Origin of the sequence: Kitasatospora sp. NPDC006697, assembly GCF_042869935.1 — a bacterium.
In the GTDB taxonomy this organism is placed as follows: Bacteria; Actinomycetota; Actinomycetes; order Streptomycetales; family Streptomycetaceae; genus Kitasatospora.
In genome coordinates this window covers 1-17,757 of the sequence record NZ_JBIAGU010000026.1, presented here as the reverse complement: position 1 = coordinate 17,757, position 17,757 = coordinate 1, and the positions used below count along the sequence as shown (strand labels likewise).

Annotated in this window: 17 protein-coding genes; 5 read left to right on the top strand and 12 right to left on the bottom strand. The window is 72.8% G+C overall.

What is annotated here, in order from left to right:
• The first annotated feature begins 123 nt into the window (after positions 1-123).
• Entirely contained in the window at positions 124-981 is an 858-nt protein-coding gene (locus ACFYNO_RS29425; RefSeq protein WP_388019148.1) for an alpha/beta hydrolase, read from the top strand.
• Between the two features lie 15 nt (positions 982-996).
• Here ACFYNO_RS29425 and ACFYNO_RS29420 read toward each other — a convergent pair whose 3' ends face one another.
• From ACFYNO_RS29420 to ACFYNO_RS29365, 12 genes are all read right to left on the bottom strand, one after another.
• Positions 997-1,896 carry a prephenate dehydrogenase gene (locus tag ACFYNO_RS29420; RefSeq protein ID WP_388019145.1) on the bottom strand — a complete coding sequence of 300 codons (900 nt, stop codon included), beginning with the start codon at positions 1,894-1,896 and terminating at the stop codon, positions 997-999.
• Positions 1,897-2,022: 126 nt separating this feature from the next.
• Positions 2,023-2,937, bottom strand: coding sequence for a phytanoyl-CoA dioxygenase family protein (locus ACFYNO_RS29415; RefSeq protein WP_388019142.1), 915 nt, complete (start codon positions 2,935-2,937; stop codon positions 2,023-2,025).
• 103 nt (positions 2,938-3,040) lie between these two features.
• Positions 3,041-4,105 carry a 4-hydroxyphenylpyruvate dioxygenase gene (hppD, locus tag ACFYNO_RS29410; protein WP_388019139.1) on the bottom strand — a complete coding sequence of 355 codons (1,065 nt, stop codon included), beginning with the start codon at positions 4,103-4,105 and terminating at the stop codon, positions 3,041-3,043.
• A 22-nt stretch (positions 4,106-4,127) separates the two neighbouring features.
• Positions 4,128-4,682: a hypothetical protein gene (locus ACFYNO_RS29405; protein WP_388019136.1), complete on the bottom strand. Its 555-nt coding sequence runs from the start codon at positions 4,680-4,682 to the stop codon at positions 4,128-4,130.
• Positions 4,679-5,944 carry a beta-ketoacyl-[acyl-carrier-protein] synthase family protein gene (locus ACFYNO_RS29400; protein WP_388019133.1) on the bottom strand — a complete coding sequence of 422 codons (1,266 nt, stop codon included), beginning with the start codon at positions 5,942-5,944 and terminating at the stop codon, positions 4,679-4,681. The genes ACFYNO_RS29405 and ACFYNO_RS29400 overlap by 4 nt, the downstream gene beginning before the upstream one ends.
• Complete coding sequence (locus tag ACFYNO_RS29395; protein ID WP_388019130.1) at positions 5,941-7,596, bottom strand: class I adenylate-forming enzyme family protein; 1,656 nt, start codon at positions 7,594-7,596, stop codon at positions 5,941-5,943. Before ACFYNO_RS29395 ends, ACFYNO_RS29400 begins: the two co-directional genes overlap by 4 nt.
• A gap of 26 nt (positions 7,597-7,622) precedes the next feature.
• The gene (locus ACFYNO_RS29390) at positions 7,623-8,186 is read right to left on the bottom strand and encodes a beta-ketoacyl synthase chain length factor (protein WP_388019127.1); all 564 of its coding nucleotides are present in this window, start codon (positions 8,184-8,186) and stop codon (positions 7,623-7,625) included.
• Positions 8,183-9,328, bottom strand: coding sequence for a beta-ketoacyl synthase N-terminal-like domain-containing protein (locus tag ACFYNO_RS29385; protein WP_388019124.1), 1,146 nt, complete (start codon positions 9,326-9,328; stop codon positions 8,183-8,185). The genes ACFYNO_RS29390 and ACFYNO_RS29385 overlap by 4 nt, the downstream gene beginning before the upstream one ends.
• Positions 9,321-9,566: an acyl carrier protein gene (locus ACFYNO_RS29380; protein ID WP_388019121.1), complete on the bottom strand. Its 246-nt coding sequence runs from the start codon at positions 9,564-9,566 to the stop codon at positions 9,321-9,323. The genes ACFYNO_RS29385 and ACFYNO_RS29380 overlap by 8 nt, the downstream gene beginning before the upstream one ends.
• Entirely contained in the window at positions 9,563-9,820 is a 258-nt protein-coding gene (locus ACFYNO_RS29375; protein WP_388019118.1) for an acyl carrier protein, read from the bottom strand. Before ACFYNO_RS29375 ends, ACFYNO_RS29380 begins: the two co-directional genes overlap by 4 nt.
• Before the next feature lie 84 nt (positions 9,821-9,904).
• Positions 9,905-11,275 (bottom strand): class I adenylate-forming enzyme family protein, encoded by a 1,371-nt coding sequence (locus ACFYNO_RS29370; RefSeq protein WP_388019115.1) that lies wholly within the window; start codon positions 11,273-11,275, stop codon positions 9,905-9,907.
• Between the two features lie 353 nt (positions 11,276-11,628).
• The gene (locus ACFYNO_RS29365) at positions 11,629-12,702 is read right to left on the bottom strand and encodes an alpha-hydroxy acid oxidase (RefSeq protein ID WP_388019112.1); all 1,074 of its coding nucleotides are present in this window, start codon (positions 12,700-12,702) and stop codon (positions 11,629-11,631) included.
• Positions 12,703-12,888: 186 nt separating this feature from the next.
• Between ACFYNO_RS29365 and ACFYNO_RS29360 the strand changes: the two genes are divergently transcribed.
• The 4 genes from ACFYNO_RS29360 to ACFYNO_RS29345 all read left to right on the top strand — a co-directional run bounded on the left by ACFYNO_RS29360 (position 12,889) and on the right by ACFYNO_RS29345 (position 17,625).
• Positions 12,889-13,539 carry a TetR/AcrR family transcriptional regulator gene (locus tag ACFYNO_RS29360; RefSeq protein WP_388019109.1) on the top strand — a complete coding sequence of 217 codons (651 nt, stop codon included), beginning with the start codon at positions 12,889-12,891 and terminating at the stop codon, positions 13,537-13,539.
• Positions 13,540-13,568: 29 nt separating this feature from the next.
• Positions 13,569-15,845 (top strand): aminotransferase class I/II-fold pyridoxal phosphate-dependent enzyme, encoded by a 2,277-nt coding sequence (locus ACFYNO_RS29355; RefSeq protein ID WP_388019106.1) that lies wholly within the window; start codon positions 13,569-13,571, stop codon positions 15,843-15,845.
• Positions 15,838-16,605, top strand: a complete 768-nt coding sequence (gene fabI / locus ACFYNO_RS29350; protein ID WP_388019103.1) for an enoyl-ACP reductase FabI — start codon at positions 15,838-15,840, stop codon at positions 16,603-16,605. Before ACFYNO_RS29355 ends, fabI begins: the two co-directional genes overlap by 8 nt.
• A gap of 66 nt (positions 16,606-16,671) precedes the next feature.
• Positions 16,672-17,625: an acyl-ACP desaturase gene (locus ACFYNO_RS29345; protein WP_388019100.1), complete on the top strand. Its 954-nt coding sequence runs from the start codon at positions 16,672-16,674 to the stop codon at positions 17,623-17,625.
• Positions 17,626-17,757 lie beyond the last annotated feature (132 nt).

Sequence of the window (17,757 nt, the reverse complement as noted above, 5' to 3'; positions counted from 1 at the left end):
GGTCTTCTTGTAGTCCTGGCGGGGTGCGGGGAAAAGTCGCCGCCGTCCCTGGCGCCCGGTCGGCCGCTGTGCCAGGATCGGTAAAAGTAGCCGAACGATCGTGCTCATTGGAAGTGGACCACCATGGACCTGGCCGTCACGCTGACCAGTACGGCGCTCAACACCGGCTCGCTGCTCTCCACCAAGCTGGCCGGCAAGGTGTCCTTCTACCTGTTCTGCCGTCCGCTGGCCCGCGGCAAGGTGCGCGGCGTCGAGCGCGAGGTGCACGAGCGGGCGGTGACCGAGCAGTTGACGGTCAACGGCAAGCAGGTGGTCGCCTACCGCTGGGGCGACGGCAAGCGGCCGGTGCTGCTGCTGCACGGCTGGCAGTCCCGGGCCTCCCGGTACGCCGGCTTCGTGCAGCGGCTCGAGGAGCTGGGCTACAGCGCGGTCAGCTTCGACGCGCCCGGCCACGGCGACTCGCAGGGCGATGCCACCACGATCCTGGAGTACCGCGAGCTGATCGGGCAGCTGCAGGAGAAGTACGGCCCGTTCGAGTCGGTGGTGGCGCACTCCTTCGGCGTGCTCTGCGCCTTCCTGGCGCTGCGCGAGCCGCTGGAGGCCGGGCGGCTGGTGGCGATCTCCGGGGTGCCGGACTTCGAGTTCCTGCGCGACGAGTTCATCGGCCAGCTGAAGCTCAACGCCCGGCTGCGGGCCGACCTGCACCAGCGGATCGAGCAGCAGCTCTTCCCGCACCTGGCCGACCCCTGGGCGGAGTTCGACGCCAAGCAGCGGACCGAGCAGATCGGCCTGCCGATCCTGGTGATCCACGACGAGGACGACGACACCGTGCCGCTCGCCCAGGCGCACCGGTTGAAGGAGGCCTACGGCGAGCGGCTGGAGCTGACGGTCACCCAGGGCCTGGGGCACCGCAAGATCCTGATGGAGCCCGCGGTGCTGGACCGGGCGATCGGCTTCCTGGTGCCGGAGTCCGTCGCCTGACAAGGTCTCGGAGCCTCAGCCGACCCGGGCGGGCTCGGGCAGCCGCTCCCGCCCGGTGACGCCGAGCGCCAGCAGGTGGTGCAGTTCCTGCTCGCCGCGGTCCTGCTGGGCCGGGTCGGGATCCGCCAGCCACTCCAGGGCGGCCACGGCCACGGCGAGTTCACCGGCCACCTCGCGCAGCACCTCGGCCACCGGGGCCGCGTTCGAGCGCAGGATGTCGGTCCACAGGTCCGGGTGGCCGAGCGCGATCCGGGTGGTGTCGCGCAGCCCGGCGCCGGCCAGCCGCAGCCGGGACGGGTCGGCGCCGGCCAGCCGCCCGGCGATGAGCGAGGCCAGCAGGTGCGGGGCGTGCGAGGTGAGCGCCACCGTCCGGTCGTGCTCGGCGGCGTCCATCAGCACCGGGTCGGCGCCGCAGAGCCGGACCAGCTCCAGGGCGTGCGCCACCGCCCCCGGCGCGGTCCGCTCGGACGGGGTGAGCACCCAGGTGCGGTCGTGGAACAGGTCGCCGCGGGCGGCCGAGGGCCCGGAGCGCTCGGCCCCGGCCATCGGATGGCCGCCGACGTAGCAGCCGATGTCGGCACCGACCGAGGCGGCGGTCCGCTGCGGCGGCACCTTCACGCTGCCGACGTCGGTGAAGTAGCGGGCCAGCCCCGCGCGCTGGTGCTCCAGCAGCGCGCGCGGGATGACCGACGGGGGCATCGCCAGCACGGCCAGGTCCACCGGGTGCGGTGGCCGGCCGACCCGGCCGGCCCCGAGCGCGGCGGCCTCCCGGGCCACCTCCGGGTCGCGGTCGAGCAGGTAGGTGGTGACGCCCCGGGCGGACAGGGCCAGGCCGACCGAGGTGCCGATCAGGCCGGTCCCGACCACCGCCGCGGTGCGCAACCGGACGTCCTCGCCGGGATGGTGCTCGGACACGTGCCTCTCCTCGCGATCTGCCGACCGGCCGGGGGCAGTCCGGCGGTCATCGGATGGTGCGTGATCGGGTCGTGCGCGGACACGGCGCGGGCGCCGGCCCGTCGGAACGGCCGGCGCCCGTCGCGCTCAGGACTGCCAGATGACCGGGCAGAAGTCCGGGTCGGCGTAGTCCGGCCGGCCGTCCTCGGTGCGGCGGACCAGCACGTCGTGGTTGTACGACACCTCGGTGCCGTCCGAGCGGGTGAACCGGCGGTACTCGTTCTCGCCGTCCTGCAGGTGCAGCGAGATCGCCCGGCGCGGGATCTCGCCGACGTTGGCGCCGCTGCCGTGGTAGGTGCGGCAGTGGTGGAAGTTGATGTGCCCGCGCGGGATCATCACGGGGATCTTCTTCAGCTCCACGCCGTTGAACGCGGCGTTCTCGACGAGCATGTCGTCCAGCTCGCTGTTGTCGCGCTCGGCGAAGTGCAGCGAGGTGGTGTCCCGCTCGCCGATCTCCTTCCACCGGTGCGAGCCGTCCACCATGGTGATGGTGCCCAGCTCCTCGGTGCAGTCGTGGAACGGGATGAAGGCGGTCAGCATCCGCTCGGAGGTGCTGGTCGCCCAGTAGTGCCGGTCGAAGTGCCACGGCACGATGTTGGAGGCCTCCTCCGGCGTCGGAGGCTTGTAGATCAGGGTGGACTGGAAGATCCGGATCTGCGCGGTGCCGGTCAGCAGCGCGGCGACCGCGCCGATCAGCGGCTTGCGCAGGATCTCGCCGATCCGGTCGTCCTCGTAGTGGATGTAGTCGTTGTGCCGCTGCACGCCGCCGGCCGAGGGCTCCCAGTAGGCGAGCTTGGGCGGGCGGGCCGGCAGCCGGCGGTCGCGGTGGCCGGCGTAGAAGTCCTCGCTGGCCTTCTCCAGCAGGGCGGTCTCCTCGTCGCTGAGCAGCTTCTTGGAGAGGAACCAGCCGTGCTCCTGGTAGAAGCGGACGTCCTCCTCGGAGGGGAGCAGGGCCAGCTCCTCCTCGGTCAGGACGAAGACCCGGGGTTCAGTGGTGCTCACGGGTAGGGGCTCCCTTGGACTCGTGGTGGACCGGTGTGGTCGTCCGGTCGGTCAGGTCGGTCGGTCAGGTCGGTCGTGCCAGGTTGTGCCAGGTCGTGCCAGGTCAGGTGGTGGTCTTCTCGCGGTCCACGGCCTCGTACAGGGCCTTCACGTTGCCGCTGCCGAAGGTCTTGGCGCCGTGCCGGTCGATGACCTCGAAGAAGTAGGTGTTCCGCACGTGCATGGACTGGGCGAAGATCTGGAAGACCTGGCCCCAGTGGTCACTGTCCACCAGGACGTTGGTCTCGCGCAGGTCCTGCACGTCCAGCTCGGGGACGCCGAGGCGGTTCTCCAGCTCGTCGTAGTAGCTGGCGGGGGTCTCCAGGAAGCGCACGCCGCGGCGCTCCAGGATCTTCACGGCCGAGACGATGTCGTCGGTGAGCAGCGCCAGGTGCTGCACGCCGGCCCCGCCGTGGCGGCCGAGGAAGCCGTCGATCTGGCCCGGGCGGCGGTCGGTGACCGGCTCGATGATGGTGAAGGTGACCTGGCCGGACGGGCTCTGGACCACCTTGGAGTCCATCGCCTGCTGGCCGACCTCGATGAACTCCTGGAAGATCTGGCTGAAGCCGAAGACCTCCTGGTAGTACTCGACGGTCGGACCGAGCTGGCCGGCCGGCACCAGCACGGCGGCGTGGTCGACCACCGAGAAGAGCTGCTCGCCCTCCTCGATGTCCGGGGTGATCAGGTCGATCAGGCCCGGCAGGAACTGCTCGCGGTCGCCCGCCCGCTGGACCAGCCGGTGGGTGACGTCGCCGAACCCGGAGACCATCGCGGTGGTCACCGCGTCCGCGCCCTGCTGCTGGGTACGGACCGGCTCGACGGCCTCGGCACCGCGCGAGACCAGGGTGGCGAAGGCCTCCGCGGCGTCGTCGACGCCGAAGGCGATGACGCCGACGCCGTCGCCGTGGCGGGCGACGTACTCGGCGGCGGGGTGGCGGGCGTCCAGCCCGGTGGTCAGCAGGACCTGGACCCCGCCCTGCCGGAGCAGGATCGAGCGCTGGCCGGCCAGGCCGGTCTCCGGCCCGCCCTGCCCGGCGACCCGGAAGCCGAACGCGGTGCACAGGTAGAAGGCGGCCTGCTGGGCGTCTCCGACGTAGAACTCGACGTGGTCCACACCATGGATTTCCATCGCGGCTCCATCCGTTCGTTCGCTAGGGAGTGTCGGTGGTTTCGGTCAACAGCTCGGCGCGGAAGCGGCAGATCTCGGAGCCCTCGCGCTGGCACTCCAGCCGGCAGTCCGAGACCCGGACCCGCAGCCCCTCGAACCAGGAGGCGCGCAGCGCCAGACAGGGGCAGTCGTAGCCGTCCAGCGAGCGGGCGGCCCGGAGCATCTTCAGCGCGAAGGACTTGGTGACCACGGTCTCGACGGTTCGCCCGTCGATCACCTGCTGGCTGACCTCGGACATCCGGTCGGCGCCCATCAGGGCCAGCACCGCCCCGATCCGCTCGGCCAGTTCGGGGGCCGAGGGGGTCGCCGTCGCGGCGGCCGGGTTGGCCCGCAGGTAGTCGGCGGCGACCCGGCGGCCGACGAAGGCGACCGCCTCGGCGTTGATCTCGTTGGCGGCCTCGGGGCCGAACCGCTTGAGCACGCCCTGGTACCACCGGGCGTCGTGCAGCCACCAGTGCTGGTACACCGCGTTCAGCTCGCCGTCGTGAGCGGCCGCCTGGTCGGCGGCCGCTCCGACGATCGGCTCCGTGCTGGTCACGGCCGGCCTCTCTGCTCGCCCCGCTTCAGCGGGGTGCTCGCGGGGCCGAACAGCAGGCTGACGTTGTGGCCGCCGAAGGCGAAGGAGTTGGAGAGCACCGTGCGCACCGCGCTCTCCCGGGCCTCGCCGCGGACGTGGTCCAGCTCGCAGTCCGGGCCCACCTCCTCCAGGTTGGCGGTGGCCGGCAGCAGGCCCTTGGCCAGCGCCAGCACGCTCACCGCGGCCTCCAGCGCACCGGTGCCGCCGAGCAGGTGCCCGGTCTGGCCCTTGGTGCTGCTGACCGCCGGGTGGTGGTCGCCGAAGACCGCGCGGATCGCCTTGGCCTCCGCCGAGTCGCCGATCTTGGTGGCGGTGCCGTGCGCGTTGATGTAGCCGACCTCGGTCGGGTCCACCCCGGCCACCGCGATGGCGCGCTTCATCGCGCCGGCCGCGCCCGCGCCGTCCGGGCGGGGAGTGGTGGGCTTGAAGGCGTCGGTGGTGGCGCCCCAGCCGATCAGGTCGGCGTAGCCGGCCGCACCGCGGGCCGCCGCGTGCTCGGCCCGCTCCACCACCAGCACGCCCGCGCCCTCGGCCAGCACGAAGCCGTTGCGGCGCTTGTCGAACGGGCGGCTGGCCTGGGTCGGGTCGGCCCAGTTGGTGGCCAGCGCCCGGGCGTGGCCGAAGGCCAGCGCACTGGTCGGGTTGAGCGGCGACTCGGCGCCGCCGCAGACCACCACGTCCGCACTGCCCTCGCGGATCAGCCGGTAGGCCTCGGCCACCGCGTGCGCGGAGGCGGTGCAGGCGGTGGCGATCGAGGAGCTGTAGCCCTGGATGCCGTGCTTGATCGCGATCCGGGCGGCCGCCATGTTGGGCAGCATGCCGGGCAGCAGGTACGGGCTGATCGCGGTGTGGCCGCGCTCCGCCCGGGCCAGGGTCTGCGCCTCGTAGGTGGTCAGGCCGCCGGCGCCGCTGCTGACCACGACGGCCACCCGCTCCGGGTCCACGTCCTGGCCGATGGTCAGGCCGGCGTCGGCCAGCGCGTCGTCGGCCGCGGCCAGGCCCATCAGCACGAACCGGTCCACCATCCGCACCTCGGTCTTCGGCAGCACCTCGGTGCCGTCGATCTCCGGGGCCAGGCCGGCGAAGGCGAGCGAGTCGCCCAGCACGTGGCCCTCGGGGACCTCGCGGATGCCGGACTTGCCGGCCACCAGCGCGGAGAAGACCTCCTCGGCGCCGCGGCCGAGCGGGGAGAAGAGGCCGAGGCCGGTCACCACGGCGGTCATGCGGACACCTCCGAGCCGATCAGCGTGGCCAGCTCGCCGCTGCGGTACAGCTCGCGCAGCGCGACCTTGCGGACCTTGCCGGTCGGGCCGAGCGGCAGCACCGCCGGGTCGATGGCGATGACCTCGCGGACCGCGCCGCGGACGTGCTCGTCCAGTCCGGCCAGCACCCGCTCCTTGAGCGCCGCGTCCAGCTCGACACCGGCCGCGGGGACCAGCAGCAGGGTGGCGGAGGCGGCCTCGCCGGCCTCGCCGGGCACCGCGACGAGGGTGCACTCCTGCACCTCGGGGTTGCCGGCCAGCACCTGCTCCTCGGTGGCGGCGGTGTAGAGCCAGGAGCCGTCCGCCAACTGCACCGAGTCGACCATCCGGTCCACGTGGTAGAAGTAGCCGGCCTCGTCCCGGTAGACCAGGTCGCCGGTCAGGAAGTAGCCGTTGCGACGGGTCCGGTAGGTGGTGGTGGAGTCGTTCCAGTAGCCGATCGAAAGGGTCGGCGCGGCGACGCCCAGCTGGCCCACCTGGCCGGCCGGCAGCTTCTCGGCGTTGTCGTCCAGCACCGCGCAGTCCGAGAAGGCGTGCGGCTTGCCGATGCAGCGGCCGTAGCGGTTGCTGTCCGGGGTGTGGGTGATGAAGAACTGCGAGTGGCCCATCTCGCTGGAGCCCAGGCCGTCGAGGAAGATCGAGCCCGGCCGGCGGACCTTCTTGCGGTCCTCCAGCACGTCCCGGCTACCGACCGCGATCAGCTTGCGGATGTGCGCCTCGTGCGCGCAGTCGCCGGTGTTCCACCAGGCCCGGACCGAGGAGAGGGAGCGGGAGGCCAGGTCGGTGCCGGCCAGCTCGGACCAGACCGCGGCGAAGCCCAGCACGCTCTCCGGCTGCCACTGCTCGATCGCCGACAGCACGGTCTCGCCGCGCGAGGAGGTCAGCACGGCCAGCTCGACGTGGCTGGAGAGCGCCAGGTTGACCGCGATCACGGTGGCCACGTGCGAGGAGGGCAGCGCGCTGAGGATCCGCTCCATGCCCTGCGGCTTCGGCAGCGAGAGGCGGTGCTTGATCGAGGCGTAGAGGCTGCGGTGCGAGTGGCCGACCGCCTTGGACAGGCCGGTGGTGCCGGACGAGTGGGTGATCACCGCCGGGTCGTCCTGGTGGTAGAGGTACTGGGCCGGTGCCGCGGCCGGGTCGCCCTGGCCCAGCGCCTTGACGTCCAGCAGCAGTTCGGCCTTGATCCCGTTGGCCAGCAGCAGGTCGCGGTGGGCGTCGTCGACCAGGACCGGAGTCGCGTCGCCGAACCGCACCTTGACGTAGCGGGCCGCGGTCTCGGCCGGCATCGAGCCGTTGATCAGCGCGGCGATCGCACCGAGGCGGGCCAGTGCGAGGAAGCTCAGCACCTGGTCGGCGCCGTCGGTGACCCAGACCGCGACCGGGTCCCGGGGGCGGATGCCGAGGTCGAACAGGGCGGCGGAGCGGGCGGCCACCCGCTCGCCCAGCTCGCGCAGGCTGAAGGCCTGCCAGGCGGGGTGGCCGTCCACCTCGGTGTCGAAGGTCAGCGCCGGGTCGTCGAGGCGGTTGCCGCGCTCGAGCAGGGAGGTGAGCACGTTCCCGGTGCCCAGCTGCGGGTCGGCCGCGAGTTCGGCCCGGTTCCACGGTGCGTTCATCGGCTGTCCTTTAAAAAGGTACGGGCTTAAGGGTTCTGGGGGAGCGGCGCCGTGGACCCGCCCGGGCCCAGCAGCACAGCGACGGCCTGGTCGGACTCGGTTCCGGGGCCGGCCAGTTCGGCCAGCACCACCAGCACCTCGTCGACTTCGCCGGTGGCCAGCATCAGCTCGGCCTGGGCGCTCGCGTCGTCCACCGGGTCGTCCACCGGGCTGACGCAGACCAGCGGACCGGTGATTCCCCAACGGGAGGTCACCCGGCCGCAGATCGAGTTCGGCACCGACTGGAAGAAGAGCAGCGGGGAGACCCGCTTGCCCGCGTCCACCAGTTCGGCGATGGTGCGTGCGGTCTCCCGGTCGCCGCCGGGGCTGACCAGGAGCAGGGCGGTGCGCTCGCCGGCCTCGGCGGGCAGCGGCGCCTCGCCGTGCCGGTCGGTGAGCGCGCGGTCCGCCACCCCGGCGACCAGGCCGGGGAAGTCGGAGGCGACGAAGCCGGGCACCGGGGCGGGCCTGCCGGCCTGCGGGTCGTACGCTGCGGCGGCCAGCACGGTGAAACCGGCCCGCTCCAGCTCCTTGGCGAGGGCGTTCGTCATCGACTCACCACCAGTGCGGTGTTGGCGCCGCCGAAGGCCGCGTTGAGGGTGAGCACGTGGCGCAGCGGCGCGCTCCGCGGCCGGTCCACCACGGTCAGCGGGCAGTCCGGATCGGGTTCGTAGCCGCCGCCGTTGACCGGCAGCCGGCCCTGGGTCAGGGCGAGCACGCTGACCGCGAGTTCGACCAGCCCGGAGGCCTCCAGGGTGTGTCCGTGCACCGACTTGGTGGAGCTGACCGGCACCCGGGCGGCGGTCTCGGCGCCCAGGGCACGGTGCAGTCCGGCGCTCTCCGCCGTGTCGCTGGCGGTGGTGCCGGAACCGTGCGCGTTCACGTAGTCCAGGTCCTCGGCGGTCAGCCCGGCCCGACGCAGCGCGGTGGCGACGGCCCGGGCCAGGCCCACGCCCTCCGGGTGCGGCTGGCTGACGTGGTAGGCGTCACCGGCCCGGCCCCAGCCGGCGATCCGGGCCAGCGGCTCGCGGCCCCGGTCGGCGGCGGCGGACTCGGCCTCCAGCACCACGGCCACCGCCGCGTCGCCGAGCAGCATCCCCTGCCGTCCCGCGCTGAACGGCCGCAGGCGGCCGTCCGAGGCGAGCGACCGGGCGCTGTCGAAGAGGGTGAAGCGGTCGGCCTCCAGGAAGTACCCGGCGGCGACCACCGCCCGCTCCAGCCGTCCGGCGGAGATCAGCGCGGCCGCGTCGGCGACCGCGGTGCTGGCGGCCACGCAGGCGGTGGTGTAGGCGCGCAGGGCGCCGCTCAGGCCGGTGGCGGCGGCCAGTCGGGCGGCCAGCGCGCCGGCCCGCAGGTCGGTCCGGTCGGCGCCGTCCGGCCGGGCGGCCGCCCGGTCATGGGTGCCGGCGAAGAACAGCGGGGTGCCGGCCAGCAGCTCGCCCTCCAGGCCGGCCGCCGCGGTGGCTCCCGCCACCACGGCCGCCAGCTCGGCGGCCAGGTCGGGGTCGCCGGGCAGCTGCGCGGCGACCTTGGTGCGGCGGGCCGAGACGTCGAAACGGTCCACCGGGACGAACCCGGCGGTGCCGTCGAAGACGGCCCCGGCCAGTGCGGCGGTGCCCCGCCCGCAGGCGGTGACCGCGTCCAGCGCGGTCACCGCCACGGGTCGGCCCGCCGGGGCGGGCAGCTCAGGCATCCGTGCTGCCCGCCAGGACCTCGTTGAGCACCTCGGCCGCGCCGGCCGCCTCGGACATCCGCTGCAGCTGGTCGTCGTCCAGGTCCAGCTCCACCTGGTGCAGCTGCTCCACCTGGTGGATCAGCCAGGCCAGCTCGATCGAGTCGATCTGCTCCGGCGTCTCGGACGCCGGCCGCTCCCGGTAACCGGCGAGCAGGCCCAGCACGGTGTCGCGGTCGATCCGCGCGGTCGTGCTCACTTGGCGACTGCGGCGGCGCGCTTGACGATCTCCTCGACCAGCTGGCCGATGTTCATCAGCGCCAGCTGCTCGGCCTCGTCCTCCTCGAACTTGACCCCGTACTTGTCCTCCACCTGGATGGAGACCTCGGCGATGGCCAGCGACTCCATGTCCAGGCCGTTCGGGCCCAGCTCGGTCTCCGGGGTGACGGCGGCGGTGTCGTAGTTCATGTCGGCGAGCACCTCGGTGAGGAAGGTGTAGACGTCGTCGTTCATGGGGTTCTGCCTCTCGATCGCCCGAGCCGTGGTCATGGCCCGGGTGGATGGGGGTACCCCCGGCCGAAGGCTGGGGGAGAATCGTCAGCCGGTCGGCGCGACGATGTGGGAGCGCAGCGCGACCGGGTCGCGCAGCGGCTTCCCGGTGGCGGTGCGCGGGAAGGCGGGCAGCACGTGCAGCGCCCGCGGCCGCTTGTACGGAGCCAGCAGCGGCTCCAGGGCGGTGGCCAGCCCGGCCTCGGCGGCCGGGTCGGCGAGGGTGAGGTAGGCGGTGATGTCGCGGTCGTGGACCACCACGACGTCGGCGACCGCGGGGAGTTCGGCGATGGTGCGCTCGACCTCCAGCAGGTCCACCTTGAGGCCGCCGATCGAGACCTGGGAGTCCAGGCGGCCGTGCACGGTGAGCAGGCCGTCGGCCGGGTCCAGGGTGCCGGCGTCCTTGGTGCGCAGCAGGCCGTCCACCCAGCGGGTCGGGTCGGTCAGGCCGACGTAGGGCGACTCGGCGGTGCGGATCAGGATCTGGCCGTCCAGGATCTCCAGCTCCATGCCGGGCGCCGGGGCCAGCCGCGGGCGGTGGGTGCCGCGCAGGTCGGTGGCGATGACGCCGACCTCGGTCATTCCGTACATGGTGCCCAGGGTGGCGCCGTAGCGCTCGGTGAAGAGCTTCCAGAGCCGGTCGCCGACCGCGTCGCCGCCGGTGATCATGCCCCTGAAGTGCGGCAGTTCGGGGGCGTTCGCGGCGGAGGCCAGGATCTCGGCCTGCACCGGGGCGCCGAGCACCGTGGTGGGCCGCGGGGCGGCGCCGATCGCCTTCCAGATGCCGTCCACCGTGGTGCGGGCCGGCAGCACCAGCTCGGCGCCGCGGTGCAGGGTGTGCAGCAGACCGCCGACCAGGCCCAGCACGTGCACGATCGAGGCCAGCACCACCACCCGCTCGCCGGGCTGCGGGAAGCCGTCCAGCTTGGTGTAGCGGATGATCTCCGCGGTCAGGTTCTCGACGCTGCGGCCGATCACCTTGGACGGCCCGGTGGAGCCCGAACTGAGCTGCAGCAGCGCGTGGTCGGTGGCGGCGGGCCGGCCGTCCCGGGCGGTGATCACGGTCTCCGTGACGGTGCCGAAGCCGCGCAGCGCGCCCGGCGCGCCCGCGGTGGACTCGACCAGGAACTGCGGCTCCAGCCGCTGCACCGCGGTGGCCACCTCGTTCGGCGCCAACCGGACGTCCAGCAGCGCGACTTGGCCGCCTAGCCGCCAGGCGGCCAGCAGTGTGGTGATCAGCGCCAGCGAGGGCGGCAGCCGCAGAGCGATGCTGCTGCCGGCGCGGGCACCCGCGTCGGCGAGCCGCTGCTGCTCCCGCTCGACGAGCTCGCGCAGTGCGGCGCGGTCCAGTGTGCTGTCCAGCGTCAGCGCGGGAGCGTCGTCCGCGCCACCCAGCAGAACATCGTCAACCCACGACATCCCAGGCCCCCATGAAATTGGTCCCCCGAGCACTTCCGATGTATTTGTCGAGCAGTCGCGAAATCATCGGGAACTCCGCTGCGGACCGCTCGTGGGCAGGCGTGAGCGCCTGCCTGTGAGCATTGCACGACTCAGCCACGCCGTCGGCCGGAGAAAATAGCTCGGCCACAGAATAAATTGGCGTGTTCCCGCCCCCGGTACCCGCAGCCTATGCGGCCCACGCAAAGCTGGTCAACCGATGACTGAATGTTACGCCTGAGTAGTCCGAAAACCTTCGGCGGCCTTGTGAAGGAATGCCGAAAGGCGCCGTGGCGTGGTTCGCCGCCACGGCGCTCGGAGAATGCCGGGTGAATTTATCGGGAAGTGATCAACGCCCGCGTGATATCCGAAAGTGACGGGCAGCCGGAGAGTGCCATCGCCTCGTCGAGTTCCTCGGCCAGCAGCCGCAGCACGCCGGCCGCACCCTGGGCGCCGGCCTGGGCCAGCCCCCAGAACACTGGTCGGCCAACCAGTGCCAGATCCGCGCCGAGCGCCAGCACCCGGAGCAGGTCGGCACCGCTGCGGATCCCGCCGTCCACCGCGACCAGGGCCCGGCCGTCCACCGCGTCCACCACCTCGGGCAGCGCGTCGGCGGCGGCGACCGCGGAGTCCAGCTGGCGGCCGCCGTGGTTGGAGACCACCACGCCGGACGCGCCGTGGGCCAGGGCCAGTTCGGCGTCCTCGGCGGTGAGGATGCCCTTGAGCACCAGCGGCAGCGCGGTGCGCTCGCGCAGCCAGGCCAGGTCGGCCCAGGTGATCGAGGAGTCGAACTGCTCGCGGGAGTGCCTCTCGATCGCCGAGGCGCCCTCGGTCCGCTCGTGCGAGCTGGACATCAGCGCGGCCGGCAGGTTGACCGCCCGGACGTCGCCGGGGACGGTGAACCCGCTGCGCACGTCGCGCGGCCGGCGCGCCACCCGCGGTGCGTCCACGGTCAGCACCAGGGCCTGGAAGCCGGCCGCGGCGGCCCGGTCGGCCAGTTCCACCAGCGCCTCGCGCTGCCGCAGCCAGTAGAGCTGCAGCCAGAGCGGGCCGCTCGCGGCGGCCGCGATGTCCTCCAGGGTGCGGCTGGCGAACATGCTGACGGTCAGCAGCGTGCCGGTCTCGCCGGCCGCCTTGGCGGTGGCCGTTTCGCCGTCCGGGCAGGCCAGCCGGTGGTAGGCCATCGGGGCCACGCCCAGCGGCGCCGCCAGCGGCGTGCCGAACACCGAGCCGGCCGGCGAGCAGCCGGAGACGTCCACCAGGACCCGTGGTCGGATCCGCAGCCGCTCCAGCGCCGCCCGGTTGGCGGCAAGGGCGGACTCGCTCCCGCTGCCTCCCTGGATGAAGTCCCAGACCTGCTCGGTGAGCCCGGCCCGGGCAGCCGACTCGTAGCTTGCTATGTCAAGCACCTGTCCGCTCCTGTCCCCCGTGCGATCGAACTCGAGCGTTGTGACCGCACGGTCGTTCACTTAATATCATGCTGGTCCCGCTCGCGGCGGGTCAAGGACCGCCCGGCTGACACGCCGGGACGAAGAAGTGAACACGGTGAACACCAGGAGTGGCTCCGACAAGCGCGCGACAATGGGGGTTGACACGTGGGTGACCAGCGAATCGCGCGGGGGAACCAGACGCGCCGAACGGTCCTGCAGCGGGCCGCCGAGATAGCGTCGGTGGAAGGCTTGGAGAACATTTCGCTCGGCCGCCTGGGGGCCGAGGTGGGGATCAGCAAGAGTGGTATCTTCTCGCTGTTCGGCTCCAAGGAGGAGCTCCAGTTGGCGACCGTCAGGTCGGCGATCAGTTTCTATCTGGAGCACCTGATCACACCTAATCGGCAACTCCCGGAAGGGATTGTCAAAGTCCGTTTGCTGTGCGAAGCTTGGCTGCGCAGTTCGATGGTCCGGATTTTCCCCGGCGGCTGCTTCTTCTTCGCCGCCTCGGTCGAGTTCGCGGGCCGCCCGGGAGCGGTCCGGGACCTGCTCGCCGGAACGCAGCGCGAATGGTTCCACTACGTCGAGCGGGTCATCGAATCAGCCGTCGAAGCCGGTGAGTTGACAGCGGAGACCGATCCCGCTGGGCTGGCCTTCGAACTGCTCTCGCTGCTCGACGGTGCCAACAGCACCTCGCTGCTGCACGATGACGACACCGCCTACCAGAAGGCCGCCACCGCGATCCTGCGGCGGCTGCGGTCGGCGGCCACCGATCCGTCCCTGCTCGCCGAACCGCCCGCGCTGCTGTCCGTCGCCTGATCAGCGCCCAAGCCCTGGAGACACGCACCATGCCATTCGACCCCCAGGTGCAGGCCATGCGCGCGGCCAAGGCCGCCGGCGCGGTGCGCCCGCTCTACACCATGGGCATCGACGAGGCCCGCGCCGCGGACCTGGCCGCGATCCAGGCCGATGCCGGCCGTCCCGAGCCGGTCGGCGCCGTCACCGACACCGAACTGCCCGGCCCAGACGGCGCCCTGCCGGTGCGGGTCTACCGCCCCGAGGGCGAGGGCCCGTTCCCGGTGCTGGTCTACTACTTCGGCGGCGGCTGGACCCTGGGCAGCATCGACACCTCGGACGCGATCTGCCGCGCGCTGACCAACGCCGCGGGCTGCGTCACGATCGCGGTCGGCTACCGGCTGGCCCCCGAACACCGCTTCCCCGCCGCGGTCTTCGACTGCCTGGCGGCGCTGGAGTGGGCCGCGGAGCAGGCGCCCGAGTACGGCGGCGACCCGGCCCGGCTGGCGGTCGGCGGCGACAGCGCGGGCGGCAACCTGGCCGCCGTGATCTCGCTGCTGGCCCGCGACCAGGACGGCCCGGCGATCAGCGCCCAGCTGCTGGTCTACCCCAACACCGACCATGCCTCGGCGACCGCCTCGATGGCCGAGAACGACGACCCGCTCTTCTTCAACCACCGCTCGGTGGACTGGTACTGGAACCACTACCTGGCCGATCCGGCGGACGGCGCCGACTTCAAGGCCTCCCCGCTGCGTGCCGCCGACCACTCCGGGCTCCCCCCGGCCCTGGTGATCACCGCGGAGTACGACCCGCTGCGCGACGAGGGCGAGGCCTACGCGGCCAAGCTGGCCGAGGCCGGCACCGAGGTCGAACTCAGCCGCTACGACGGCGTGGTGCACGGCTTCTTCGCGATGTCCGGGGTGCTGGACGCGGGCCGGAAGGCGATGGCCCAGGCGGCCGGCTTCCTGCGCCGCCGGCTCGCCCCGCAGGCGCCGGTGCTGCTGCGCCAGGACGAGCTGCACGGCTCGCTGAGCGACCCGGTGCTGGACGCGATGAACTTCCTCAACGAGGTCACCTACCGCTTCCCCGAGGCGATCTCCTTCGCGCCCGGCCGCCCGTACGAGGGCTTCTTCGAGGTCGAGCAGATCGACGAGTACCTGCGGCGCTACCTGGACCGGCTGGCCGAGGACGGCCTGGACCGCGACCGGGTGCGCACCCAGCTCTTCCAGTACGGCCGCACCAACGGCCAGATCCACCAGCTGATCGCCCGTCACCTGGCCAACGACGAGTCCATCGAGGTGCCCGCCGAGTCGGTGGTGGTCACCGCCGGCTGCCAGGAGGCGATGCTGCTGGCGCTGCGCGCGCTCTGCACCGGCCCCGGCGACGTGCTGCTGGTCAGCTCGCCGGCCTACGTCGGGATCACCGGCGCGGCCCGGGTGCTGGACATCGAGATCGCCCCGGTGCCGGAGGGCCCGGACGGCCTGGAGCCGGCCGCGGTGGCCGCCGTGGCACGGGAGTTGCGGGCCGCGGGCAAGCGGCCGCGGGCGCTCTACCTGGTGCCGGACTTCGCCAACCCCTCGGGCACCACGCTGCCGCTGGAGGTCCGCCGGGAGCTGCTGGCGCTGGCCGGCGAGCAGGACCTGCTGATCCTGGAGGACAACCCGTACGGCTTCTTCGTCCGGGAGGGCTCGCCGCTGCCCACCCTGAAGTCCCTGGACACCGCCCACCGGGTGCTCTACCTGGGCTCGTTCGCCAAGACCGCGTTCCCCGGCGCCCGGGTCGGCTACCTGGTGGCCGACCAGCCGGTGCTCGGCGCGGACGGCGGCCGCGGGCTGCTGGCCGACCAGCTCTCCAAGATCAAGAGCATGACGACGGTCAACACCTCCGCGGTCAGCCAGGCGGTGATCGGCGGCATGCTGATCGCCTGCGACTGCAAGTTGCGGGAGGCCAACGCCCCGGCCGTCGCGCACTACCGCAACGCGCTGGAGACCCTGCTCACCGAGCTGGCCAAGGCCTTCCCCGTCGACCGGCAGGACGGGCCGGACGGCCACGGGGTGAGCTGGAACCGGCCGCGCGGCGGCTTCTTCCTGGTGGTGGACGTGCCGGTGCCGATCGACCAGGCGGCGCTGGAGCGCTCGGCCCGGGAGTTCGGCGTGCTCTTCACGCCGATGGGCGACTTCTACCTGCACGACGCCGGCTCGCACCAGCTCCGGCTGTCCTGCAGCTACCTGAGTGACGACCAGATCGCGGAGGGCGTGGGCCGACTGGCCGCCTTCCTGACCGCCGAGCGTGCCCGGACCGTTTCTGGAAGGAACCGCACCGATGGGTGACCTGCTGCAGGGCAAGCGGATTCTGGTGACCGGGGTGATCACCGACTCCTCGATCGCCTTCGACGTGGCCCGGCTGGCCCAGGAGGAGGGCGCCGAGGTGGTGCTCACCGGCTTCGGCCGGCTCAGCCTGGTCAACCGGATCGCCGCCCGGCTGCCCAAGCCGGCCCCCGTGATCGAGCTGGACGTGACCGACCAGGAGCAGCTGGACAGCCTGGCCGAGCGGGTCCGCGAGTACGTGCCCGCGCTGGACGGGGTGGTGCACTCGGTGGCCTTCGCGCCCAAGGAGGCGCTGGGCGGCAACTTCCTGAACGCCGGGTGGAGCGACGTGGCCACCGCCGTGCAGGTCTCCGCCTACTCGCTGAAGTCGCTGGCGATGGCCGCGCTGCCGCTGATGGAGCGCGGCGGCTCGATCGTCGGCATGACCTTCGACGCCCGCTACAGCTGGCCCAGCTATGACTGGATGGGCGTGGCCAAGGCCGCGCTGGAGTCCACCTCCCGCTACCTGGCCCGCGACCTCGGCCCGCACGGTGTGCGCTGCAACCTGGTCGCGGCAGGACCGATCAAGACCAAGGCGGCCACCTCGATCCCCGGCTACGGCGGCTTCGAGGAGGTCTGGGCGCAGCGCGCCTCGATCGGCTGGGACCCGACCGACCCGGAGCCGGCCGCGCGCGGCGTGGTCGGGCTGCTGTCGGACTGGTTCCCGCGCACCACCGGCGAGGTGCTGCACGTGGACGGCGGAGTCCACGCCACCGGCTGCTGAGGCCCGTCCCAAGTACGTCCTGACGCTCGATCCGACGCACGTTCCGATGTTCCGAGGGGGAACACCGTGATCACCGATCCGACCGACCGCGCCGAGTACGCGCTGCTCCACGACCTGCAGCCGGTGGTCGGGGAGAACCTGGACCGCCACCTGGCCGTGGCCCGCGACTGGTTCCCGCACGAGTACGTGCCGTGGAGCCAGGGCCGCGACTTCGAGGGCCCGCTCGGCGGCGAGGCCTGGGACCCGGCGGAGGCCAAGCTGGACGAGGTGTCCCGCACCTCGCTGGTGGTCAACCTGCTGACCGAGGACAACCTGCCCGGCTACCACTTCGCCATCGCCCAGTTCGGCCAGGACGGCGCCTGGGGCACCTGGGTGAACCGCTGGACCGCCGAGGAGGCCCGGCACGGCAGCGCGCTGCGCGACTACCTGCTGGTGACCCGCACCGTGGACCCCCGGGAGCTGGAGGTGGCCCGGATGGTGCACATGTCCGGCGGCTACCAGCGCCCGGACGGCTTCAGCGCGTTGCACGCCATCGCCTACGCGGCGTTCCAGGAGCTGGCCACCCGGATCTCGCACCGCAACACCGGCCTGCACAGCGGGGAGCCGATCTGCGACGGGCTGCTCGCCCGGATCGCCGCGGACGAGAACCTGCACATGCTCTTCTACCGCAACCTGGTCGCCGCGGCCTTCGAGATCGCCCCGGACACCGCGATGCGGGCGGTCGCCGACGTGGTGATCGGCTTCGAGATGCCGGGCTCCACCATCAAGGACTTCGGCCGCAAGTCGGCGAAGATCGCCATGGCCGGCATCTACGACCTGCGGCAGCACCACGACGAGGTGGTCCAGCCGATCCTGCGCCAGCTGCGGGTCTTCGAGCGCACCGGGTTCGGCCCGGAGGGCGAGCGGGCGCGCGAGGAGCTGGGCGCCTTCGTCGCCGCGCTGGACGGGCAGGCGACCGCCTTCACCGACCGCCGCTCGGCGATCCTGGCCGGGCGGGCCCGGCGGGCGCTGGCCGCGTAACGTCTCCGCGCGGGCGGGGGGGGGGGGGGGGGGGGGGGGGGCCCCCCCCCCCCCCCCCCCCCCCCCGGCGGCGCCCCCCCCCCCGCCCGCCCCCCCCCCCCCCGCCCCCCCCCCCCCCCCCCCCCCCCCCCC